Origin of the sequence: Kitasatospora sp. NPDC127067 (genome assembly GCF_042724755.1) — a bacterium.
In the GTDB taxonomy this organism is placed as follows: Bacteria; Actinomycetota; Actinomycetes; order Streptomycetales; family Streptomycetaceae; genus Kitasatospora; species Kitasatospora lactacystinica.
The window spans coordinates 1-16,468 of sequence record NZ_JBHXEM010000001.1 but is presented as its reverse complement, the minus strand read 5'-3'; the positions used below and the strand labels follow the sequence as shown (position 1 = coordinate 16,468).

At 74.8% G+C, this 16,468-nt stretch carries 13 protein-coding genes; 6 read left to right on the top strand and 7 right to left on the bottom strand.

Annotated features, from left to right (window positions below; genetic code table 11):
- Nucleotides 1-11 precede the first annotated feature (11 nt).
- The 3 genes from ACFWJ4_RS00065 to ACFWJ4_RS00055 all read right to left on the bottom strand — a co-directional run bounded on the left by ACFWJ4_RS00065 (nucleotide 12) and on the right by ACFWJ4_RS00055 (nucleotide 4,648).
- Nucleotides 12-1,883 (bottom strand): ABC transporter ATP-binding protein, encoded by a 1,872-nt coding sequence (locus ACFWJ4_RS00065; RefSeq protein ID WP_380538070.1) that lies wholly within the window; start codon nucleotides 1,881-1,883, stop codon nucleotides 12-14.
- A gap of 514 nt (nucleotides 1,884-2,397) precedes the next feature.
- A complete protein-coding gene (locus tag ACFWJ4_RS00060; RefSeq protein WP_380537758.1) occupies nucleotides 2,398-2,919 on the bottom strand; it encodes a YbaK/EbsC family protein in 522 nt (173 codons plus the stop codon).
- A 7-nt stretch (nucleotides 2,920-2,926) separates the two neighbouring features.
- Complete coding sequence (locus tag ACFWJ4_RS00055) at nucleotides 2,927-4,648, bottom strand: 2-isopropylmalate synthase (protein WP_380537756.1); 1,722 nt, start codon at nucleotides 4,646-4,648, stop codon at nucleotides 2,927-2,929.
- A gap of 186 nt (nucleotides 4,649-4,834) precedes the next feature.
- On the opposite strand from ACFWJ4_RS00055, the gene ACFWJ4_RS00050 reads away from it, so the two are divergent.
- The 6 genes from ACFWJ4_RS00050 to ACFWJ4_RS00025 all read left to right on the top strand — a co-directional run bounded on the left by ACFWJ4_RS00050 (nucleotide 4,835) and on the right by ACFWJ4_RS00025 (nucleotide 11,628).
- Entirely contained in the window at nucleotides 4,835-5,518 is a 684-nt protein-coding gene (locus tag ACFWJ4_RS00050) for a FadR/GntR family transcriptional regulator (RefSeq protein WP_380537754.1), read from the top strand.
- 418 nt (nucleotides 5,519-5,936) lie between these two features.
- Entirely contained in the window at nucleotides 5,937-8,855 is a 2,919-nt protein-coding gene (locus tag ACFWJ4_RS00045) for a nitrate- and nitrite sensing domain-containing protein (protein ID WP_380537752.1), read from the top strand.
- Nucleotides 8,852-9,307, top strand: a complete 456-nt coding sequence (locus ACFWJ4_RS00040) for a roadblock/LC7 domain-containing protein (RefSeq protein ID WP_359914137.1) — start codon at nucleotides 8,852-8,854, stop codon at nucleotides 9,305-9,307. Before ACFWJ4_RS00045 ends, ACFWJ4_RS00040 begins: the two co-directional genes overlap by 4 nt.
- Before the next feature lie 5 nt (nucleotides 9,308-9,312).
- Nucleotides 9,313-9,831, top strand: coding sequence for a DUF742 domain-containing protein (locus ACFWJ4_RS00035; RefSeq protein ID WP_380537750.1), 519 nt, complete (start codon nucleotides 9,313-9,315; stop codon nucleotides 9,829-9,831).
- Nucleotides 9,832-9,833: 2 nt separating this feature from the next.
- Nucleotides 9,834-10,424 (top strand): ATP/GTP-binding protein, encoded by a 591-nt coding sequence (locus tag ACFWJ4_RS00030; protein ID WP_359914140.1) that lies wholly within the window; start codon nucleotides 9,834-9,836, stop codon nucleotides 10,422-10,424.
- A gap of 70 nt (nucleotides 10,425-10,494) precedes the next feature.
- Nucleotides 10,495-11,628, top strand: a complete 1,134-nt coding sequence (locus ACFWJ4_RS00025; protein WP_380537748.1) for an FAD-dependent monooxygenase — start codon at nucleotides 10,495-10,497, stop codon at nucleotides 11,626-11,628.
- 131 nt (nucleotides 11,629-11,759) lie between these two features.
- Here ACFWJ4_RS00025 and ACFWJ4_RS00020 read toward each other — a convergent pair whose 3' ends face one another.
- The 4 genes from ACFWJ4_RS00020 to ACFWJ4_RS00005 all read right to left on the bottom strand — a co-directional run bounded on the left by ACFWJ4_RS00020 (nucleotide 11,760) and on the right by ACFWJ4_RS00005 (nucleotide 16,340).
- Nucleotides 11,760-13,010: a transferase gene (locus ACFWJ4_RS00020; protein WP_380537746.1), complete on the bottom strand. Its 1,251-nt coding sequence runs from the start codon at nucleotides 13,008-13,010 to the stop codon at nucleotides 11,760-11,762.
- 277 nt (nucleotides 13,011-13,287) lie between these two features.
- On the bottom strand, nucleotides 13,288-14,088 hold the full coding sequence (locus tag ACFWJ4_RS00015) for a serine hydrolase (protein ID WP_380537744.1): 801 nt from the start codon (nucleotides 14,086-14,088) through the stop codon (nucleotides 13,288-13,290).
- Between the two features lie 80 nt (nucleotides 14,089-14,168).
- Nucleotides 14,169-14,825, bottom strand: coding sequence for a DUF1707 domain-containing protein (locus tag ACFWJ4_RS00010; protein ID WP_380537742.1), 657 nt, complete (start codon nucleotides 14,823-14,825; stop codon nucleotides 14,169-14,171).
- Nucleotides 14,826-14,924: 99 nt separating this feature from the next.
- Nucleotides 14,925-16,340 carry a cytochrome P450 gene (locus ACFWJ4_RS00005; protein ID WP_380537740.1) on the bottom strand — a complete coding sequence of 472 codons (1,416 nt, stop codon included), beginning with the start codon at nucleotides 16,338-16,340 and terminating at the stop codon, nucleotides 14,925-14,927.
- Between the last annotated feature and the right edge of the window lie 128 nt (nucleotides 16,341-16,468).

Sequence of the window (16,468 nt, the reverse complement as noted above, 5' to 3'; positions counted from 1 at the left end):
CCCTCCGGGGCTCAGCGCTCCCGCGGCTCCCGGCCCCGGAGCGCGGCGGCCGGACCGGGACGGGGGCGGGCCGCCCTCCCGGCGCCGTCGCGGGCGGCATCCGGCGCGCCGAGGTCGAGCACCCGGTCGGCCAGCGGCAGCAGGGCCGGGTCGTGGGTGATCAGGACGGTGGTGCGCCCGACCATCAGGCGGCGCAGCGCGGGGACGAGCTGCTCGACGGTGTGCGGGTCCAGGCCACTGGTGGGTTCGTCCAGGATCACGACGGGGGTGTCGCGCAGGAAGGCCCGGGCGATGGCGACGCGCCGGCTCTGACCGCCGGAGAGCTGGAATCCGTCGGCGCCGATCACCGTGCGGTAGCCCTCCGGGAGCGCCGTGACGAAGCCGTGGGCCCCGGCGATGCGGGCGGCGCGTTCGACGTCGGCGGGCGGGGCGTCCGGTCGGCCGTAGGCGATGTTGTCGGCGATGCTCGCGTGGAACAGCGGGGCCTCCTGGGGCAGCAGCGTGACCGCTCGGCGCAGTGAGGCGAGGGTGAGGTCGCGCAGGTCCCGCCCGTCCAGGCGGACGGTGCCGGCCTGCGGGTCGAGAAAGCGGACCAGGAGCTTGGCGAGGGTCGACTTGCCGCTGCCGCTGGGCCCCAGGACGGCCAGGGCCTCGCCGGGGCGCAGGTCGAGGTCCACGTCGGCCAGGACGGGCGGCCCCGGGGCGCCGCCGGCACCGGGGTAGGCGGCACGGACGCCCCGGAGGGTGATCCGGCCCCGGACCGGGCCGGTGTCCCGGGCCGTGGGGCGTTCCTGCACCGGGCTGCGGATCTCGTGCAGCTCCAGGACGCGTTCGCCCGAGGCGCAGGCCGCGCCGGCCAGCGGAATGAGGGCGGCGAGCTGCTGGACGGGCTCGAACAGCTGCGCCATGAAGGCGGCGAAGGCGAGCAGGCCGCCGAGGCTGAGCTGTCCGTGGATGACCTGCAGGGCCCCGACACCCACCACGGCCAGACCGGCGAGCAGCTGCAGCACGCTGAGGAAGGGCTGGTAGAGATCGGCGACCCGGGCGGCGGCGAGTTCGGCGTCGAGCAGCGCCCGGCCCTCCCGGTGGACCCGTTCGACCTCGCGGCTCTCCTGGCCGCAGGTCCGGGTGACCACGGCGTTGCGCAGGGATTCCTCCAGCAGCGCGGTGACCCCTCCCGCGCGGCGCTGGACCCGTCGCTCCCGGCGCCGGATGACACGTCCGAACAGGCTGCTGGAGAGGACGAACAGCGGGGCGGCCAGCAGCGCGGCCAGGGTGAGCTGCCAGCTCAGGTAGAACGCGGCGCCGGTGAACAGCAGCAGGCTGACGACGGCCACCGCGCCCTCGACCAGCCCGGTGGCCACCATCTGCTCGATCTCGGCGATGTCGAAGGTGAGCCGCGCCACCAGGTCGCCGCGCCAGCGGCTCTCCAGCGTGTCGGGGGGCAGGGTGTGCAGGTGGGCGAGGGTGTCGGTGCGCAGCCGCAGCATGTAGCGCTCGGCGGTCCTGGTGCTGGTGTAGGCGCCGGCGAAGGTGAACAGCCCGGCGGCGACGGCCGCACCGAGCATCAGGGCGGCGAGCGGCCAGAAGTCGGCGAAGTGCCGGGGGACGAGGACATCGTCGATGAGGTCCTTGAACAGCCAGACCGAGACGACCTCGCCGAAGGCGCCGACGACGAGCAGGGCCGCACTCACCGGGAGCCAGCGCGCGTCGGGGCGCACCCACGGCCAGAACCGGCGGATCAGCTCCCGCAGCGGAATGACCGGCGGTTCCGCCACCGGTCCCTGGTACTCGGCCTCGTCGGCCCTGTTGGCCCCGCCGGCCTCGCTGACCGCATCGGCCTTGTCGGCCGCCCGGTCACCCGGGGGCGTCACATCGCGCATGGACACGACCCGTTGCTCTCGGAGACATCGTTCCGGGATCCGGAAACGAGGGTCCGGGATACGGAGCCGTCGTACCGGGGTGGGGACGCGTCGCCCTCCGTACGGAGGCGGCGCCGACCCCAGGGCAAGGGGCCGGCGGTGACACCGTCGGCCCCTCGGGGTGACGCTAGTCGGAACTGCTGTGCGCAGCCCTAGCCGTAAGCACCGTCACCAAAAACCGAAACGACGGCGTCCACGGCGGTCGCGGTCACGACCACGGCCCCGGTCCCGGTCCCGGTCCCCACGGTCACGACCGTAACCACGGTCCCTGTCTCCTCCACGACCGAAGTAACTCATCACGGCTTCTCTCTCTCGTCGTGTCGGCCCTCCGCGCGCCCACGACCGCACCGACGGCGCGAAAGCGGGGAGCTGGAGGCCGTTACCGGTGGTCGAACCCTTCCGGCGGCCTGTCGGCGACGCCCGGATCGATTCGCCCCACCTCTCCAGTATCCGCCCACTGACGGTATGCGCAGCTTCAGAGCCGATCGGATTGTCCGGTTGTCGGATCCTGCGTCTGTTCGACGACCACTGTGGATGGTGTCCCGCCCGTCACGTTCAGCAACTCCCGGTACGTCATCGGGACGACGGTGTGCGGGTGTCCGGCGGCGGCCCAGAGCACCTCGTACGCTTCGAGCGCCGTGTCGACCACGGTGCGCAGCGGCGCCGGGTGGCCGGTCGGGGCGACGCCGCCGATGGCCTGGCCGGTGGCCTCGCGGACCTGGGCGGCGGTGGCGCGTTCGATCGGGCCGGAGCCCAACTGCCGTGCCAGGTAGGCGGTGTCGACCCGGTGGGCGCCGCTGGTCATCACCAGCAGTGGCGCGCCGTCACAAATGAACACCAGGCTGTTCGCGATGGCGCCGACCTCGCAGCCCAGCGCGGCGGCGGCCTCGGCCGCGGTGCGGGCGGAGTCGGGCAGGACGCGGATCTCGCCGGGGACGCCGGCCACCGCCAGTGCCTCGGCGACGGCCTGACTGCGTGTGGGGAGTGAGGAGGTCATCGGTCCATCATGCCTTCCGCGCCGAGCGGCGCGAGGCGGCGCTCAGCACCGCCCGTACGCCCGCGGTGAGCACCGAGGCGTCCCGCCCGACGCCCCACACGACCCCGCCGTCCGGCCCGCCGACCCGCGCCTCCACGTAGGCGACGGCGTCCCGCCCGGAGCCCACCGCGTGCTCGCCGAAGGAGAGGATCTCCGCCCCCACGGCGTCGGCCACCGCGTCCAACGGCCCGGCGCCGGTGCCCCGGCGGCCGTCGACCTCGGCCCAGTCGTCCCCGACCCGCCACCGCCGGCCGGCCCCCGCGTCCAGGTACTCGGCCCGGAACAGCCCGTACAGCTCCTCCGCCGTCATCTCCCGTCCGCTGTCGTCGGTGGCCTCCTGCACCACCCGGGCGAAGTCGATCTGCAGCCGCCGGGGCAGTTCCAGCCCTTCCGCGGCCTGCAGCAGGTGGGCGATCCCGCCCTTGCCCGACTGGCTGTTGACCCGGATCACCGCCTCGTAGTCCCGCCCCAGGTCGACCGGGTCGATCGGCAGGTACGGCACCGACCAGGGCGCCTCCCGCTGCGGGACGCCCAGCGCGGCGGCGGTCTCGGCGTGCCGGGCGAAGCCCTTGCGGATGGCGTCCTGGTGGGTGCCGGAGAAGGCGGTGTGCACCAGGTCACCCGCGTAGGGGTGCCGCTCGTGGACGGGCAGCCGGTTGCAGTGCTCGACGGTGCGCCGGATCGCGTCGATGTCGGAGAGGTCCAGCATCGGGTCGACACCCTGGGTGTGCAGGTTGAGCGCCAGGGTGACGAGGTCGACGTTGCCGGTCCGCTCGCCGTTGCCGAACAGGCAGCCCTCGACCCGCTGGGCGCCGGCGAGGACGGCGAGTTCCGCGCAGGCGACGCCGGTGCCGCGGTCGTTGTGCGGGTGGACGGAGAGGATCACCGCCTCGCGCCGTTCCAGGTGGCGGTCCATGTACTCGATCTGGTCGGCGTACACGTTGGGGGTGGCGATCTCGACGGTGGCCGGCAGGTTGTGGATCACCGGCCGCTCGGGCGAGGCGTCCCAGAGCCGGGTGAGCCCGTTGCACACCTCCAGCGCGTAGTCCGGCTCGGTCAGGTTGAACACTTCGGGCGAGAACTGGAACCGCAGGCCGTCCCGGCCCTCCCCCAGCCTGGCCATCAGCGTCGCGGCCGAGGTGATCAGCGCCCGGAGCCCGGCGCGCTCCTTGCCGAGGACGACCTCCCGCCACTGCGGCGCGGTGGCGGTGTAGAGGTGGACGACCACCCGGGGCAGGCCGGCGACGGCTTCGAAGGTGCGCTCGACCAGGTCGGCCCGGGCCGCCGTGAAGACCACGACGGTGACGTCCTCGGGCACGGCTCCGGGGGTGGTGGCCAGTTGGCGGACGAAGTCGAAGTCGGTGCGGCTGGCGGACGGGTAGCCGACCTCGATCTCCTTGAAGCCCATGGCCAGGAACAGGTCGAACATCCGCTGCTTGCGCGCCGGGTCCATCGGCTCGGCCAGTGCCTGGTTGCCGTCGCGCAGGTCGACGGGCACCCACAGCGGGGCTCGCTCGATGCGACGGCCGGGCCAGCGGCGCAGCAGGGCGGGCACGTGCACCCGCTCGTGGGCGGGGCGGTAGCGGTGGGAGGGCATGGTGCCGCCGCGCTGGGGGTTCCAGGCGGGGGCGGCGGCCGGGACGGGCCCGGCGGGGGCGTGCAGGGTGGGGAAGCGTACGGGCGGTCGCATGACGGGGTTCCTCGCTCGGGGCGGACACCGGAGACCGGCAGGACGGCGCGCCGCAGCGGGGTGCCGGTCCGGTCACGCCCCGCTGCGGCCACCAAGAAGAAGGCCCCCCGGGGGGAGCGTCCACGGCTGCATGGCGGGTAGAGTAACCACGACCGAAGTCCTCAGACAACCTGACAGGTGAACCCGATGGCCGCGCTCCGCCCCTCCCCCCTCGCCGAACAGGCCGCCGCCCGGCTGGAGGAGCAGATCCGGGCCGGGCAGTGGCCGGTGGGCGGGAAGCTGCCGGGCGAGGTGGCGCTCGCCGAGGAGCTGGGCGTCGGCCGCTCGACCGTCCGGGAGGCGCTGCGCACCCTCGCGGCGGCCGGGATGGTGCGCAGCCGCCAGGGCTCCGGGGTGTACGTCACCGCCGACCGGCCCACCGGGGACTGGGCCGCCCGGCTGCGCCGCGCGGAGCTGGCACACGTCTACGAGGTGCGGACGGTGGTCGAGGTGCAGGCGGCCCGGCTGGCGGCCGACCGCCGCACCGGGGCGGACCTCGCCGCGCTCGACGCCGCGCTGGCGGCCCGCCGGGCGGCGGGCGGGGCGGACGACGCCGCCTTCGTGGACGCCGACATCGCGCTGCACACGGCCGTGGTGGCCGCCGCGCACAATCCCGTCCTGGACGACCTGTTCGCCCAGTTCGCCCCGATCCTGCGCGAGCAGCTGGTCGCCCTGGTCGGCCTGTTCGGCCTGCGCGCGGAGGATCCGGACCACGGCTACGACGCCCACGCGGACCTCGTCCGGGCCCTGCACGACGGCGATCCGGAGGCGGCCGGGCGGGTGCTGGCGGCGGAGCTGGAGGCCACCCGCTCCCGCCTGCTGACGCACTGACGGGGCGCCCGGGGGCCGCACAACGGGGCGTCACACAGTTTTCACACCCCGGCCACCCGCCGGCCGGGCGCCGCGCCGACACTGTGTCGAGCAGGCCCGGAACCGCCCCCTCCGCATACGCACCGTCAACGGTCGAGTGACCTTGTGTTCACCGCGTGTGCAAGTACAGCCCAGGCAGCGAACGGTTTTTCACTCCAATCACACGGTATGACTAGTATCGCTTCGTCAAAAAACCGTGCCCGGACGGCCCGCCCCTCACCGGCCGGCCGCCAGTCCCAAGGAGTCAGCTCTGCGCGCGCGTGCGAATCGGCGGCCCCCGACGCCGAAGGGCCCCCGCAGGCGTCCACGCCTGTCCCTGCGGACGGCGCTGCTCGTCCTGGCCGTCGTCCCCAGCATCGCCCTGGTCGCCCTCTGGGCCGTGACCAGCGGTGAGACCATCGCCGACTTCCAGCGACTGGCCGACCAGGCCACCATCGCGCAGAAGGCCGGCCAACCGTCCAACATCGTCTACTACAACCTCCAGGAGGAGCGCCGGCTCAGCGCCGAGGCGCTCGCCCGGCCCGGCTCCAACGCCGACCAGCTGCGCCGCCAGCGCCAGCTGACCGACGACGCGGTCCGGCAGTTCCAGACCCTCTCCGGGGCAACCGCCGACAACGCCCCCGCCGAGGTCCGCTCCGCCGTCGCCGAGGCCCGCCAGGCCATGGGCAAGCTGGCCGAACAGCGTGCCGCCGTCGACCGCGCCACCACCGACCAGCAGAGCGTCTTCGCCTACTACACCGACCTGATCAGCGTCGACCTGCGGCTGTTCACCGCGCTCAGCCGGGTCGACACCGGCGAGGTCACCTGGCTGTCCAAGACCCTGGTCAACTCCTTCTGGGCCAAGGAGATGATCTCCCGCGAGGACGCCGTCCTGGCCCGCGGCTGGCCCACCGGACGGCTGTCCGCCACCGACTACCAGCAGGTCCAGCAGCTGATCGGCGCGCAGGACCACCTGCTCAACGTCCAGGTCCTGCCGTACATCCCGGACACCGAAGCACCGGCCTGGCACGACCTGGTCAACAGCCCGTCCTGGCAGGCCAAGGCCGCCGTCGAGCAGGCCCTGCTCAAGCCCACCGCCGCCGACGCCGCCGGCACCGTCAGGCTCCCGGCCACCCAGGACCAGTGGCGCCAGGCCCTCGACGGGCTCAACCCGCCACTGGTCAAGGCCATCGAGGACCGCACCAACGGCATCATCGAGGTCGCCAAGAGCGCCATCATCGGCATGCTCACCCGGGTCGTGCTGACCACCGTCATCGGCCTGATCACGGTCGTCGCGGTCGTCATCGCCTCCTGGCGCCTGAGCCGCTCGCTGCGCCGCCGCATCAAGGACCTGCACACCCAGGCCGAGGAGATGCAGCGCACCCTGCCCGAGGTGGTCGAGCGCCTCGGCCGCGGCGAGCAGGTGGACGTCGAGGCCGAGACCCGCACCATCACCGCCGGCCCGCACGGCAACGGCACCGACGAGCTGGCCCGGCTCGGCCAGGCGCTCAACCTGGCCCGCTCCGCCGCCCTGGAGTCCGCCGTCGGCCAGGCCGAGCAGCACCGCGGCTTCGAGCGGCTGCTCCAGCGCATCGCCCGCCGCACCCAGCTGCTGATCGGCCGCCAGTTGCGCAAGCTGGACGAACTGGAGCGCAAGCACGACGACCCGGAGGTCCTGGAGGGCCTCTTCGACCTCGACCACCTCACCGCCCGCCTGCGCCGGTACGAGGAGAACCTCGTCATCATGGCCGGCGGCCAGCCGCAGCGGCGCTGGCGCAAGCCCGTCCCGCTGCTGGACGTGCTGCGCGCCGCGCAGGGCGAAGTGCAGGACTACCGCCGGATCTCGATCGACATCGAGGGCGACCCGTGGCTGTCCGAACGGGCCGTCGGCCCGGTGGCCCACGTGCTCGCCGAGCTGATGGAGAACGCCACCACCTTCTCCAAGCCGCCCACGCCGGTCGAGGTGCGCGCCGCCGTGGTCGGCCGCGGGCTCGCGATCGAGATCGAGGACCGGGGCCTGGGCATGGACCCGGAGCAGTACGACGCCGCCAACGAGCTGATGAGCCGCCCGCCGCGCACCGACGTGCTGGCCCGGGCCGACGACATCCGCCTCGGCTTCCACGTGGTCTCCCGGCTGGCCGCCCTGCACGGGCTGAGGATCGAGTTCCGCCCGTCCGCCTTCGGCGGCACCCGGGCGGTCGTGCTCGTCCCGGACGAGCTGGTCATCGAGGGCGACACCGGGCTGCCGGACGGCGCCGGCGGTACGGCCACCGAGCCCATCCCGCTGGTGCGCCGCTCGCGCCGGGCCGTGCGCTCGGCCTCCGACGAGACGCCCGCCCCGGTGCCGGCCGGTCCGCCGGTCGCGCCGGTGGACTCCTTCGGCCTGGACTCCTTCGGCCAGGGCGGCTTCGTCCCGCAGGCCGCTCCGGTGCCGCTGCCGCTCTCCTCGACGGGCGTCGGGGCGGACATCGGGGCGAGTGTCGAGACGGGCGCGGAGACGACCGCCGGGACGACCGCCGAGGCCGAGCCGGAAGCCACCGTCCACGAGATCCCGCTGCCGGAGGCGCCGTTCCCGCAGGGACGGCCGTTCCCGCACGGGCAGCCATTCCCGCAGGAGCAACCCCACCAGCCCGAACAGCCCTTCCCGCAGGAGCAGCCCTACCAGCCGTACGAGTCCGGGCAGCCCTACGAGTCCGGGCAGGCCTTCGGCTCCGGGCCGTCCCACTCCTCCGGGCCGTCGGTCCGGCCGGAGCAGCCGATCGAGCACAGCTCCCCGGCCGACCCGGCACCCGCCCTGGACGCCCCGGCCTACCCGGACATCGCCTACGCCCGGGTCACCGAGGCCGAGGCCCCGTACGCCGACGAGCAGTACCGCCCGGCCGACCACTACCGGCTGGCCGAGCGCCGGCAGCGCCGCGAGTACCGGACCTCGGTGCCGTTCAGCCCGGCCGAGGGCGGCCAGGCCCCACTGCCGCAGCGCGTCCGGCAGGCCAGCCTGGCGGCCGAGCTGCGGGTGCCCCCGCCGGAGCGGTCGCCGTGGGTCGAGCGGCCCGCCGCCGGGACCGCTGCCCCGCCCGCGGGCCCGGCCGAGCGCACCGACTGCCCGGTGCGGCGCTCGGGTGCGGCGATCGGCGCCTTCCAGCGCCAGTCCCGCGCCGCCCGGGCCCAGGACAGCGGCGAGCACCCGCTGCCCGCCGCCCCGCCGGCCCCCGCACCCGCACCCGCACCCGCCGGCCACCCGGCTCCCGCGCCCGCCCCGTCCCCCTGGGCCCTTCCGGCCGCGGACACCCGAACCACACGAACGGATGACCAGTCATGAACCGCACGATCGCCACCCACCAGGACCTGGACTGGCTGCTGGACGGACTCGTCGACTCGGTGCCCGGGACCAGGAACGCCGTCCTGCTCTCCGACGACGGTCTCGTGGTCAGCCACTCCCGCACCATCGAGCGGGCCGACGCCGAGCGGCTGGCCGCCGTCGCCACCGGCCAGCAGAGCCTGGCCCGCGGGGTCGGGGCGCTGTTCGACGGCGGCCCGGTGCACCAGGTGATCGTCGAGCTCGCCGAGTGCTGGCTGTTCGTCATCGCCGCCGCCCAGGGCACCCACCTGGCCGTGGTCGCCTCGCAGGAGGTGGACGCCGAGGTGATGTCCGTCGCGATGCACACCCTGGTGCAGCAGGTCGGCCAGAAGCTCACCACCCCGGTCCGCGGCGAGGGCGCCCCCGCCGCCCCGGCGTCCTTCGACGCCTTCGCCTCCCGGAACCGGGGCTGACCCGGGTGGAACCGTACGGGAACGACGCCTGGGGGGACGGCCTCGACGACGGCCGGCGGGCCGGCCCGCAGTCCGGCGGGGACGACGGCCGGCGGCGCGGCGCGGTGCCGCACTGGAGCGAGCTGGAGGAGGACGACGCGGAGGACGGGACGGGCAGCATGGTGCGCCCGTACACGATCACCCGCGGCCGGACCGCGCCCGAGCGCGACGACCTCACCCTCATCACCGTGCTCACCACGGTCGAGGCGGAGGCCGACGCGGCCCTGGCGCGGGGCAGCCGCGCCGGTGCTCGCGGCCTGCAGCCCGAACACCGGCTGATCCTCGAACGCTGCCGGCGCCCCATCGCCGTCGCCGAGGTGTCGGCGGGCCTGGACCTCCCGGTCTCGGTCACCAAGATCCTGCTGGGCGACCTGGTCTCCCAGGGCCTGCTGAAGGCCCGGGCACCGCTCTCGGTGGCCCGGGCCGCCGGGGGCGTGGACCTCGGCCTGCTCACGGCCGTACGCGAAGGACTCCGGAGACTCTGAACATGGCAACACCCCACTCCGCCATCGACGCCCCCGCCGCCCCGGCCGCCGTCAAGATCCTGATCGCGGGCGGCTTCGGCGTGGGCAAGACCACCCTGGTCGGCTCGGTCAGCGAGGTCACCCCGCTGCGCACCGAGGAGTACCTGACCCGGGCCAGCGTCGGCATCGACGACCTGGCCGGTGTCGACCAGAAGACCACCACCACCGTCGCGCTCGACTTCGGGCGGATCACGGTCAGCCCCGAGCTGGTCGTCTACCTGTTCGGCACGCCCGGCCAGGAACGCTTCTGGTTCATGTGGAACGACCTGGTCAACGGCGCCCTCGGCGGGATCGTCATCGCCGACACCCGCCGGCTGGAGACCAGCTTCGCCTCCATCGACTTCTTCGAGAGCCGGGGCATCCCGTTCGTGGTCGCGATCAACTGCTTCCACAACACCAACACCCGCACCCCCGACGAGATCCGGGCCGCGCTCGACCTCGACCCGCAGGTGCCGATGCTGCTCGGGGACGTGCGCGAGCGCGCCTTCGGCCGGGACCTGCTGCTCGCCCTGGTCGACCACCTGATGGACCTCGCCGCCACGCGCGCCGGCTGAACCGGTCCCGGCCGAACCGTACTCGGCCGAGCCCCCACACTCCTGCGAACTTCCCTTCGGAGCGACCCTCATGACCAGACCCCTGCGCGTCCTCGTCAACGGTGGCGGCATCGGCGGCCTCACCCTCGCCACCGCCCTCGCCCAGCGCGGCCACCGGGTCGACGTCGCCGAGCTGCGCGAGCAGCTGGAGGCCCTCGGCGTCGGCATCATCCAGCCGTCCAACGCCCTGCACGTGATGCGCGAGATCGGCGTCCTGGAGGACTGCCTGTCCGTCGGCTTCCCGTGGGAGGTGCTGACCATCTGCGACCCGGCCGGCGCCACCCTCGCGAAGATCCCGCAGCCCCGGATGGGCGACGTACCCCCCAACAACGGCATCCCGCGCCCCGCGCTGGCCCGCGTCCTGGCCGACGCCGCCGCCGGGGCGGGCGTCACGGTCCGCTTCGGCACCACCATCGGCACCCTGCACGAGGACGCCCACGGCGTCGAGGTCGCCCTCACCGACGGGCACGTCGGCCGCTACGACCTGGTCGTCGGCTTCGACGGCATCGGCTCGCCGCTGCGCCGCCACCTGTACGGCGAGAAGTACGTCCCCGAGTACACCGGCTTCGCCAACTGGCGCGTCACGCTGCCGCGTTCGCCCGAGGTGCAGGGCGTGGTCATGTCCTCCGGCAACCTCAGCGCCAAGGCCCTGCTCACCCCGATCAGCACCGAGCAGATGTACCTGGGCTCGGTCTTCGCCGAGGCCGAGGACTTCCGTCCGGACCCGGAGCGCGCCCACGAACAGCTGCGCGAGCGGCTGGCCGGCTTCGGCGGGCCGATCGCCGAGGCGCTGGCGCTGATCACCGACCCGGCCGCCGTGGTCCACTCGCGGATCTCCCAGGTCACCGTCGAGGAGCCCTGGCACGTCGGCCGGATCGTCCTGGCCGGCGACGCCGCCCACGCCTCCACCCCGCACCTCGCCCAGGGCGCCGCGATGGCCGTCGAGGACGCGCTCGTGCTCGCCCTGAGCCTGGACGCGGCCGACACCGTGCCGGCCGCCCTCGCCGCCTGGGAGGAGCGCCGCCGCCCCCGCGCCATGTGGGTCCAGGCCCTGTCGCGGGCCGTCCTCAAGCAGGAGACGGGCACGCCGACCACGCCGGAGGAGGACGAGCTCCTCAAGGTCGGCATCCCGGGTGCGGCGCACGTCCTGGTCCAGCCGTACTGACGGCTGCGGCCTCGGCCCCTCCGCCCGGCCTGGCCTCTGCCCCGGCCCCGGGCCCGGCGGCGCGTTTCGGCGCGCCGCCGGGCCGGGCGGCGGGCCGGGCAGCCGGGCGGGCAGCCGGGCGACGGGGCGGTTCAGCGACCGGCCAACTGCAGGATCCGGTACCCGAGCCACCCCGGCAGGACCAGCGCGAGGGCCAGCCCCGCCATCACCAGGTCGGCCTTCCTGGTGGCGAGTTGCGCCCTCCAGGCCATCGCCCGCTGCCGCCTCCCGGTCGCGGCCAGCGCCGTGTGGATGGTGCGGACCAGGTGCACGGTGGGCGTCCGCAGGGAGGAGCCGCCCGGCCGGGCCGTCCACGCCGTCCGCCCCCCGCGCTCCTTCACCGGGAACACCCGGGGGGTCCAGTGGGCGTCGAAGGCGATGACGGCTCCGACCCAGTGCCCGCCCACGACCATCTCCCTGGGCAGCAGCGGGGTGGGGAGGCTCGCGTTCACCTGGCCGGCCAGCTCCGGAAAGCCGCGCGGGGCCAGCAGGATCAGCTTCGCCGGCGGCTGCGTGGCCCGGGCCTCCCCGATCTCCCACCGCAGCCCTTCCCCCGGCCCCAGCCGCAGCACGATCAGCTGGGACAGGTCCATCAACCGCCGCACGGTGCCCTGCCAGTCGTCGAGCGGCAGGTAGAACCGTGCCGCGCCCAGGAGCGGAAGGGTCTCCCCCGGCCGCCCCACCGCGATCACGGGACCGACGGCGCCCAGCGCGGCGGCGAACTGCACCTCCCGCGCGCGGAGATCGCTCCTCGCCCTGTCGTCCACCCGGGCGGCCGCCTCGTCGTCGTCGAAGCTGCGCAGGTAGAGCACGGGTCTGCGACCGTCCCGGAGCAGGGCCTGGGCCGCCCCGCGAGCCGCGTACGGACGGGTGCTGCGCAGGACCAGGAGGCCGGCCCCCGCGGCCGCGACGCCGCCCGCCAGCAGCAGGAGCGACGCCTCCGGCGGGAGCGCGGCGCTGCGCTCCGACACGGCGACGGCGAGCGCGCCGCCCCCGGCCAGCACGCACCCGGCGGTGTTGGCGGCCAGGACGGCCCGCCGGCATCGCGGCCGCCGGGTGCCGTACCGGTCGACGAGCGCGACGATCTCGGCGACCCCCGCCCGTCGGCGGTGCCGCAGCCACAGGGCGGGCCCGAGCAGCGCCAGGGCGACCGCCCCGCACCACAGCGCCCCCGCCCTGCTCGCGCGCACCTGCTGGCCCACGCCCACGTTGACCAGCAGGTGCAGGGCCGCGTACGCCGCCGCGAGCGCGACCGCCGTGATCCACCGGGCGAACATCCGTAGCCGGGACGACACGCCGACCACCCCCGAACCCTCGCGCAGCCGTTGAGCAGGACCCTTCAATCCGATACCGCAACGGACGGGTCGTCATGCGTGTGCGATCGGCGCCGGTTCCCCGGCGCACGCCCCGAGCGGGACGGCCCGGAGCGCGTCCGGGCCGTCCATCAGCGGATCCTCCGCAGCGTCACGCGCCGGGCGCCTCCGCCCCGGTGGACGCCGGGCACTCCTGTTCGGCCGGGGCGCCGCGCCGGCCGACGGACGGCCGACTGGACGGCGCACGCCGCATGCCGCATGCCGCACGCCGCTTTCGAACCCGCCGGCCACGAGGGGTTCGTGCGGATCAACCCGCCGAACGGAGCGGCGCCGGGCGGGCCGAGGGCACCGGCCGGCTGATCTGGTCCCGGCGGTCCCACACCGCCTTGGAGATGCGGGCGAGCAGGCGGGCCGCCGGGTCGGTGCGGTCCGTGCCGTCGGCGAGCGGGCCGGTGTAGCAGACGGCGATCAGGTAGGGCGGGCAGTCGGCCGCCTGGACGAGGCCCACGCCGAGCCGGGTGCCGGGGATCCAGCCGTTCTTGAAGGCGATCCGGGTGTTGGAGGGGAGCCCGGCGGCCAGGTCCACCCGGAACTCGTTGCATTCGAGGAGGCCGAGGAGTTCGGGCTCGCCGGCGAGCGAGCGCAGCAGCCTGACCAGGTCGCGGGCGCTCACCCGGTTGTGCACGCCCCGGGCGCGCGCCGCGTAGTCCTCGATCCCGCGCGGGGTGGCGCTGTGCGTGGCTCCGGCGCGGCGCCACACGTCGGCGACGGCCTGCTGGGTGGTGCGGGCCAGGCAGATGTTGGTGGCGAGGTTGGAGGAGTGGGTGATCATCCGCTCGGCGAGCAGTCGGAGCGGGACATGGGTGCCGAGCAGCTCCCAGGGCAGCGGATCGCTGTCCCGGTCCGGGTCGTTGCCGAACTCCCCGCCCACGACGGACTCGAAGCGGTTCACCACGGGGACTTCGGCGTCGAGACTGACGCCGCCGCGGCAGAGCGCGGCGAGCACGGCGACCTTCATCGTGCTCGCGGCGTCGTGCAGTTCGTCCGGGTTGTGGAGGAACACCGGCTTCGAGTCGCCCATCCAGGGGGCCACCACCACAGAGAGCATGGAGGAAGGGTAGGGCAGAACCGGTCGGACCTCGACGGTTGCGGCGCACGACACGAACCCGCGGCCGCCGCGGCGGCCCGTCAGCCGCCGGGAGGCAGCGCCACGGGCTTGCGCAGCAGCCACTGGCCGGCCGTCCGCCGCGGCTGCCGCACGACGATCCGGCCGTGGCGCTTCCTGCCGACCAGCTCCACGCGCAGGGCGACCGGCTCGCCGGAGTCCGGCGCCCGATCGTTCCTGACCCTGCTGAACTCCAGTGCCAGGGCGTCGGAATCGACCACGACGCCGGGCCCGGTGATCAGCGTCAGGGTCTTGCCCTCCATGTCCAGGTCGATCCGCAGGGTGTCCTGGGTGATCACCGCCCGGGTGAAGTCGAGCGTCACGTCGCACCACTCCACGAAGAGCTCCAGCCGTCGCGGCACCACCCAGCGCCCCTCCCGCCTGACCGCGCTCCACCGCTGGTCGATCCGCAGGACGTCCTTGACCTCCGCCACCACCCCGTCGGCGGAGATCGACACCGGCGGCAAGTCGGCCGTCAGCCCGGCCAGTTCGCCGAGCGTCCGCGCCGACAGGGCGGCCTCCAGGCGCTCGTCCAGCTCGTCCGGGGTCAGCCGGCCGTCGCCCGCAGCGATCCGCAGCAGCTCGGCCACCCGGTCCCGGTCGGCGTGGGAGGCCCGCATCCCGGACTGCTGCGGGCCGCGGCCGGAGTGCGTCCCGGCGGGCACGATCTCTCCCGGCATACTTCCCGTCCTGAACTCGACGATGGTCGTCACGCGACGGCGTCGGCGACACGGACGGGAACTCACGATATATCGCGATAGGAGTTCCCGCCAGACCGCTCAGCGGGACGGGCCGTCCGCGGCGCGCGGGCTCACCAGCATGCGGATGTCGTCGGCGGCCCACAGCACGAACCGTTCGACCGCGACCACCCGGTGGCCCGGCTCGGGCCGGAAGCCGAGCCGCTTGAGCAGGACGGCCAGCAGCACCAGGGCCTCCGTCATGGCCAGGCCCGCCCCCTCGCAGGCGCGCGGGCCCAGGCCGAACGGGATCCAGGCCAGCCGGGGGCGCCCCGCCGACTCCTCGGGAGTGAACCGCTCGGGCCGGAACCGCTCCGGCTCGGGCCAGTACGCGGGGTTCAGGTGGACGGCCAGGATCGGGAGGAGGACCACCGCCCCGGCGGGGACGGTGTACCCGCCGACGGCCAGCGGACCGGCGGTCCACCGGGCGCCGTACGGGCCGGGCGGGTAGCGGCGCAGCGACTCGCGCAGGACCATCCCCAGGTACGGCAGCCGGTGCAGGTCGGCGTGGTCGGGCGCCGGACGGTCCCCGAGGACCCGGTCGAGCTCCTCGGTGACGCGCGCGGCCGCCTCCGGGTGGGCGGCGAGCAGGTGCAGCGTCCAGGAGACGGCCACGCCCGTGGTGTGGTGGGCGGCCAGCATCACGGCGAGGACGGTGTCGCGGATCCTCGCGGGACTCTCGCCGGCCTCGACGAGGGCGCCGATCAGGTCGCTGCGGTCGCCGGTGCTCGGGTTGTCGGTGTTGGGGTTGTCGGTGTTGGGGCCGCCTGCGCCGCGGTCGCGGGTACCGGGGCCGCCGGCGCCCGGGCCGTCCGGGCGGTGCGCGGCGATCACCCGGTCGACCGTCGCCCGCAGCCGGGCGAGGGCCCGCGCGGTCCGTTCGACGTGCTGCTCCGGGGCCTGCTCGGCCGGATCCCGGTAGAGGCGCTCCAACTGGTCGGCGAGCACCACCTCGAAGGCCTCGACCACGCCGTCCGGGTCCTCGACCTCGCCGCCCAGAGCGTAGCCGCAGACCATCCGGAGGGAGAGCCCGGCCAGTTCCCGCTGGAGCTCGACGGACCGCCCGGCGGGCAGGGCGGCCCAGCGGTCGGCGAGCCCGGTCGCCAGGGCGGCGAAGCGGGCGACGTGCCGTTCGTGCGAGGGCCGTCCGGCCAGGACGGTGAGCAGCAGCCGGCGCCACGGCCCGTGCTCGTCGGCCGGAAGCACCTGGAGGTTGCCCGCCTCGAACAGCGGGTCCAGGAAGGAGAACAGCCGCCGGGGCCGCTCGTCGAGGTGGACCGCGGCCTCCAGCAGCACCGGATCGGCGATCGACACGGCGGTCCCGGCCCCGGGCAGCTGGAGCCGCGCGACGGGTCCGTACTCGGCGTGCAGCCACAGCTGGTAGGCGTGCAGGCCGCCCGCCCGCGCGATGGCGCCCACCCCGCCGTCGGCGCACGGTTCGGGCCCCGGGATCTCCATCGCACCTCCTCGTGACGGCGTGGGGGGTGGGGCCCCCCCCCGAGCCCCCCGCCCCGCCAGAGGCGGGGGGAAAAGTGGAAATATAAGATAACCCCCCCAGCCCCCGCGCGCCCCGCCCGGGTCGAGTA

Bases quoted from the DNA above. Each gene is read 5' to 3' on its own strand.
- ACFWJ4_RS00025 (WP_380537748.1), top strand. From the start codon at position 10,495: ATGACCAGACCCCTGCGCGTCCTCGTCAACGGTGGCGGCATCGGCGGC.
- ACFWJ4_RS00015 (WP_380537744.1), bottom strand. From the start codon at position 14,088: ATGCTCTCTGTGGTGGTGGCCCCCTGGATGGGCGACTCGAAGCCGGTG.
- ACFWJ4_RS00065 (WP_380538070.1), bottom strand. From the start codon at position 1,883: ATGCGCGATGTGACGCCCCCGGGTGACCGGGCGGCCGACAAGGCCGAT.
- ACFWJ4_RS00060 (WP_380537758.1), bottom strand. From the start codon at position 2,919: ATGACCTCCTCACTCCCCACACGCAGTCAGGCCGTCGCCGAGGCACTG.
- ACFWJ4_RS00055 (WP_380537756.1), bottom strand. From the start codon at position 4,648: ATGCGACCGCCCGTACGCTTCCCCACCCTGCACGCCCCCGCCGGGCCC.
- ACFWJ4_RS00050 (WP_380537754.1), top strand. From the start codon at position 4,835: ATGGCCGCGCTCCGCCCCTCCCCCCTCGCCGAACAGGCCGCCGCCCGG.
- ACFWJ4_RS00010 (WP_380537742.1), bottom strand. From the start codon at position 14,825: ATGCCGGGAGAGATCGTGCCCGCCGGGACGCACTCCGGCCGCGGCCCG.
- ACFWJ4_RS00005 (WP_380537740.1), bottom strand. From the start codon at position 16,340: ATGGAGATCCCGGGGCCCGAACCGTGCGCCGACGGCGGGGTGGGCGCC.
- ACFWJ4_RS00030 (WP_359914140.1), top strand. From the start codon at position 9,834: ATGGCAACACCCCACTCCGCCATCGACGCCCCCGCCGCCCCGGCCGCC.
- ACFWJ4_RS00040 (WP_359914137.1), top strand. From the start codon at position 8,852: ATGAACCGCACGATCGCCACCCACCAGGACCTGGACTGGCTGCTGGAC.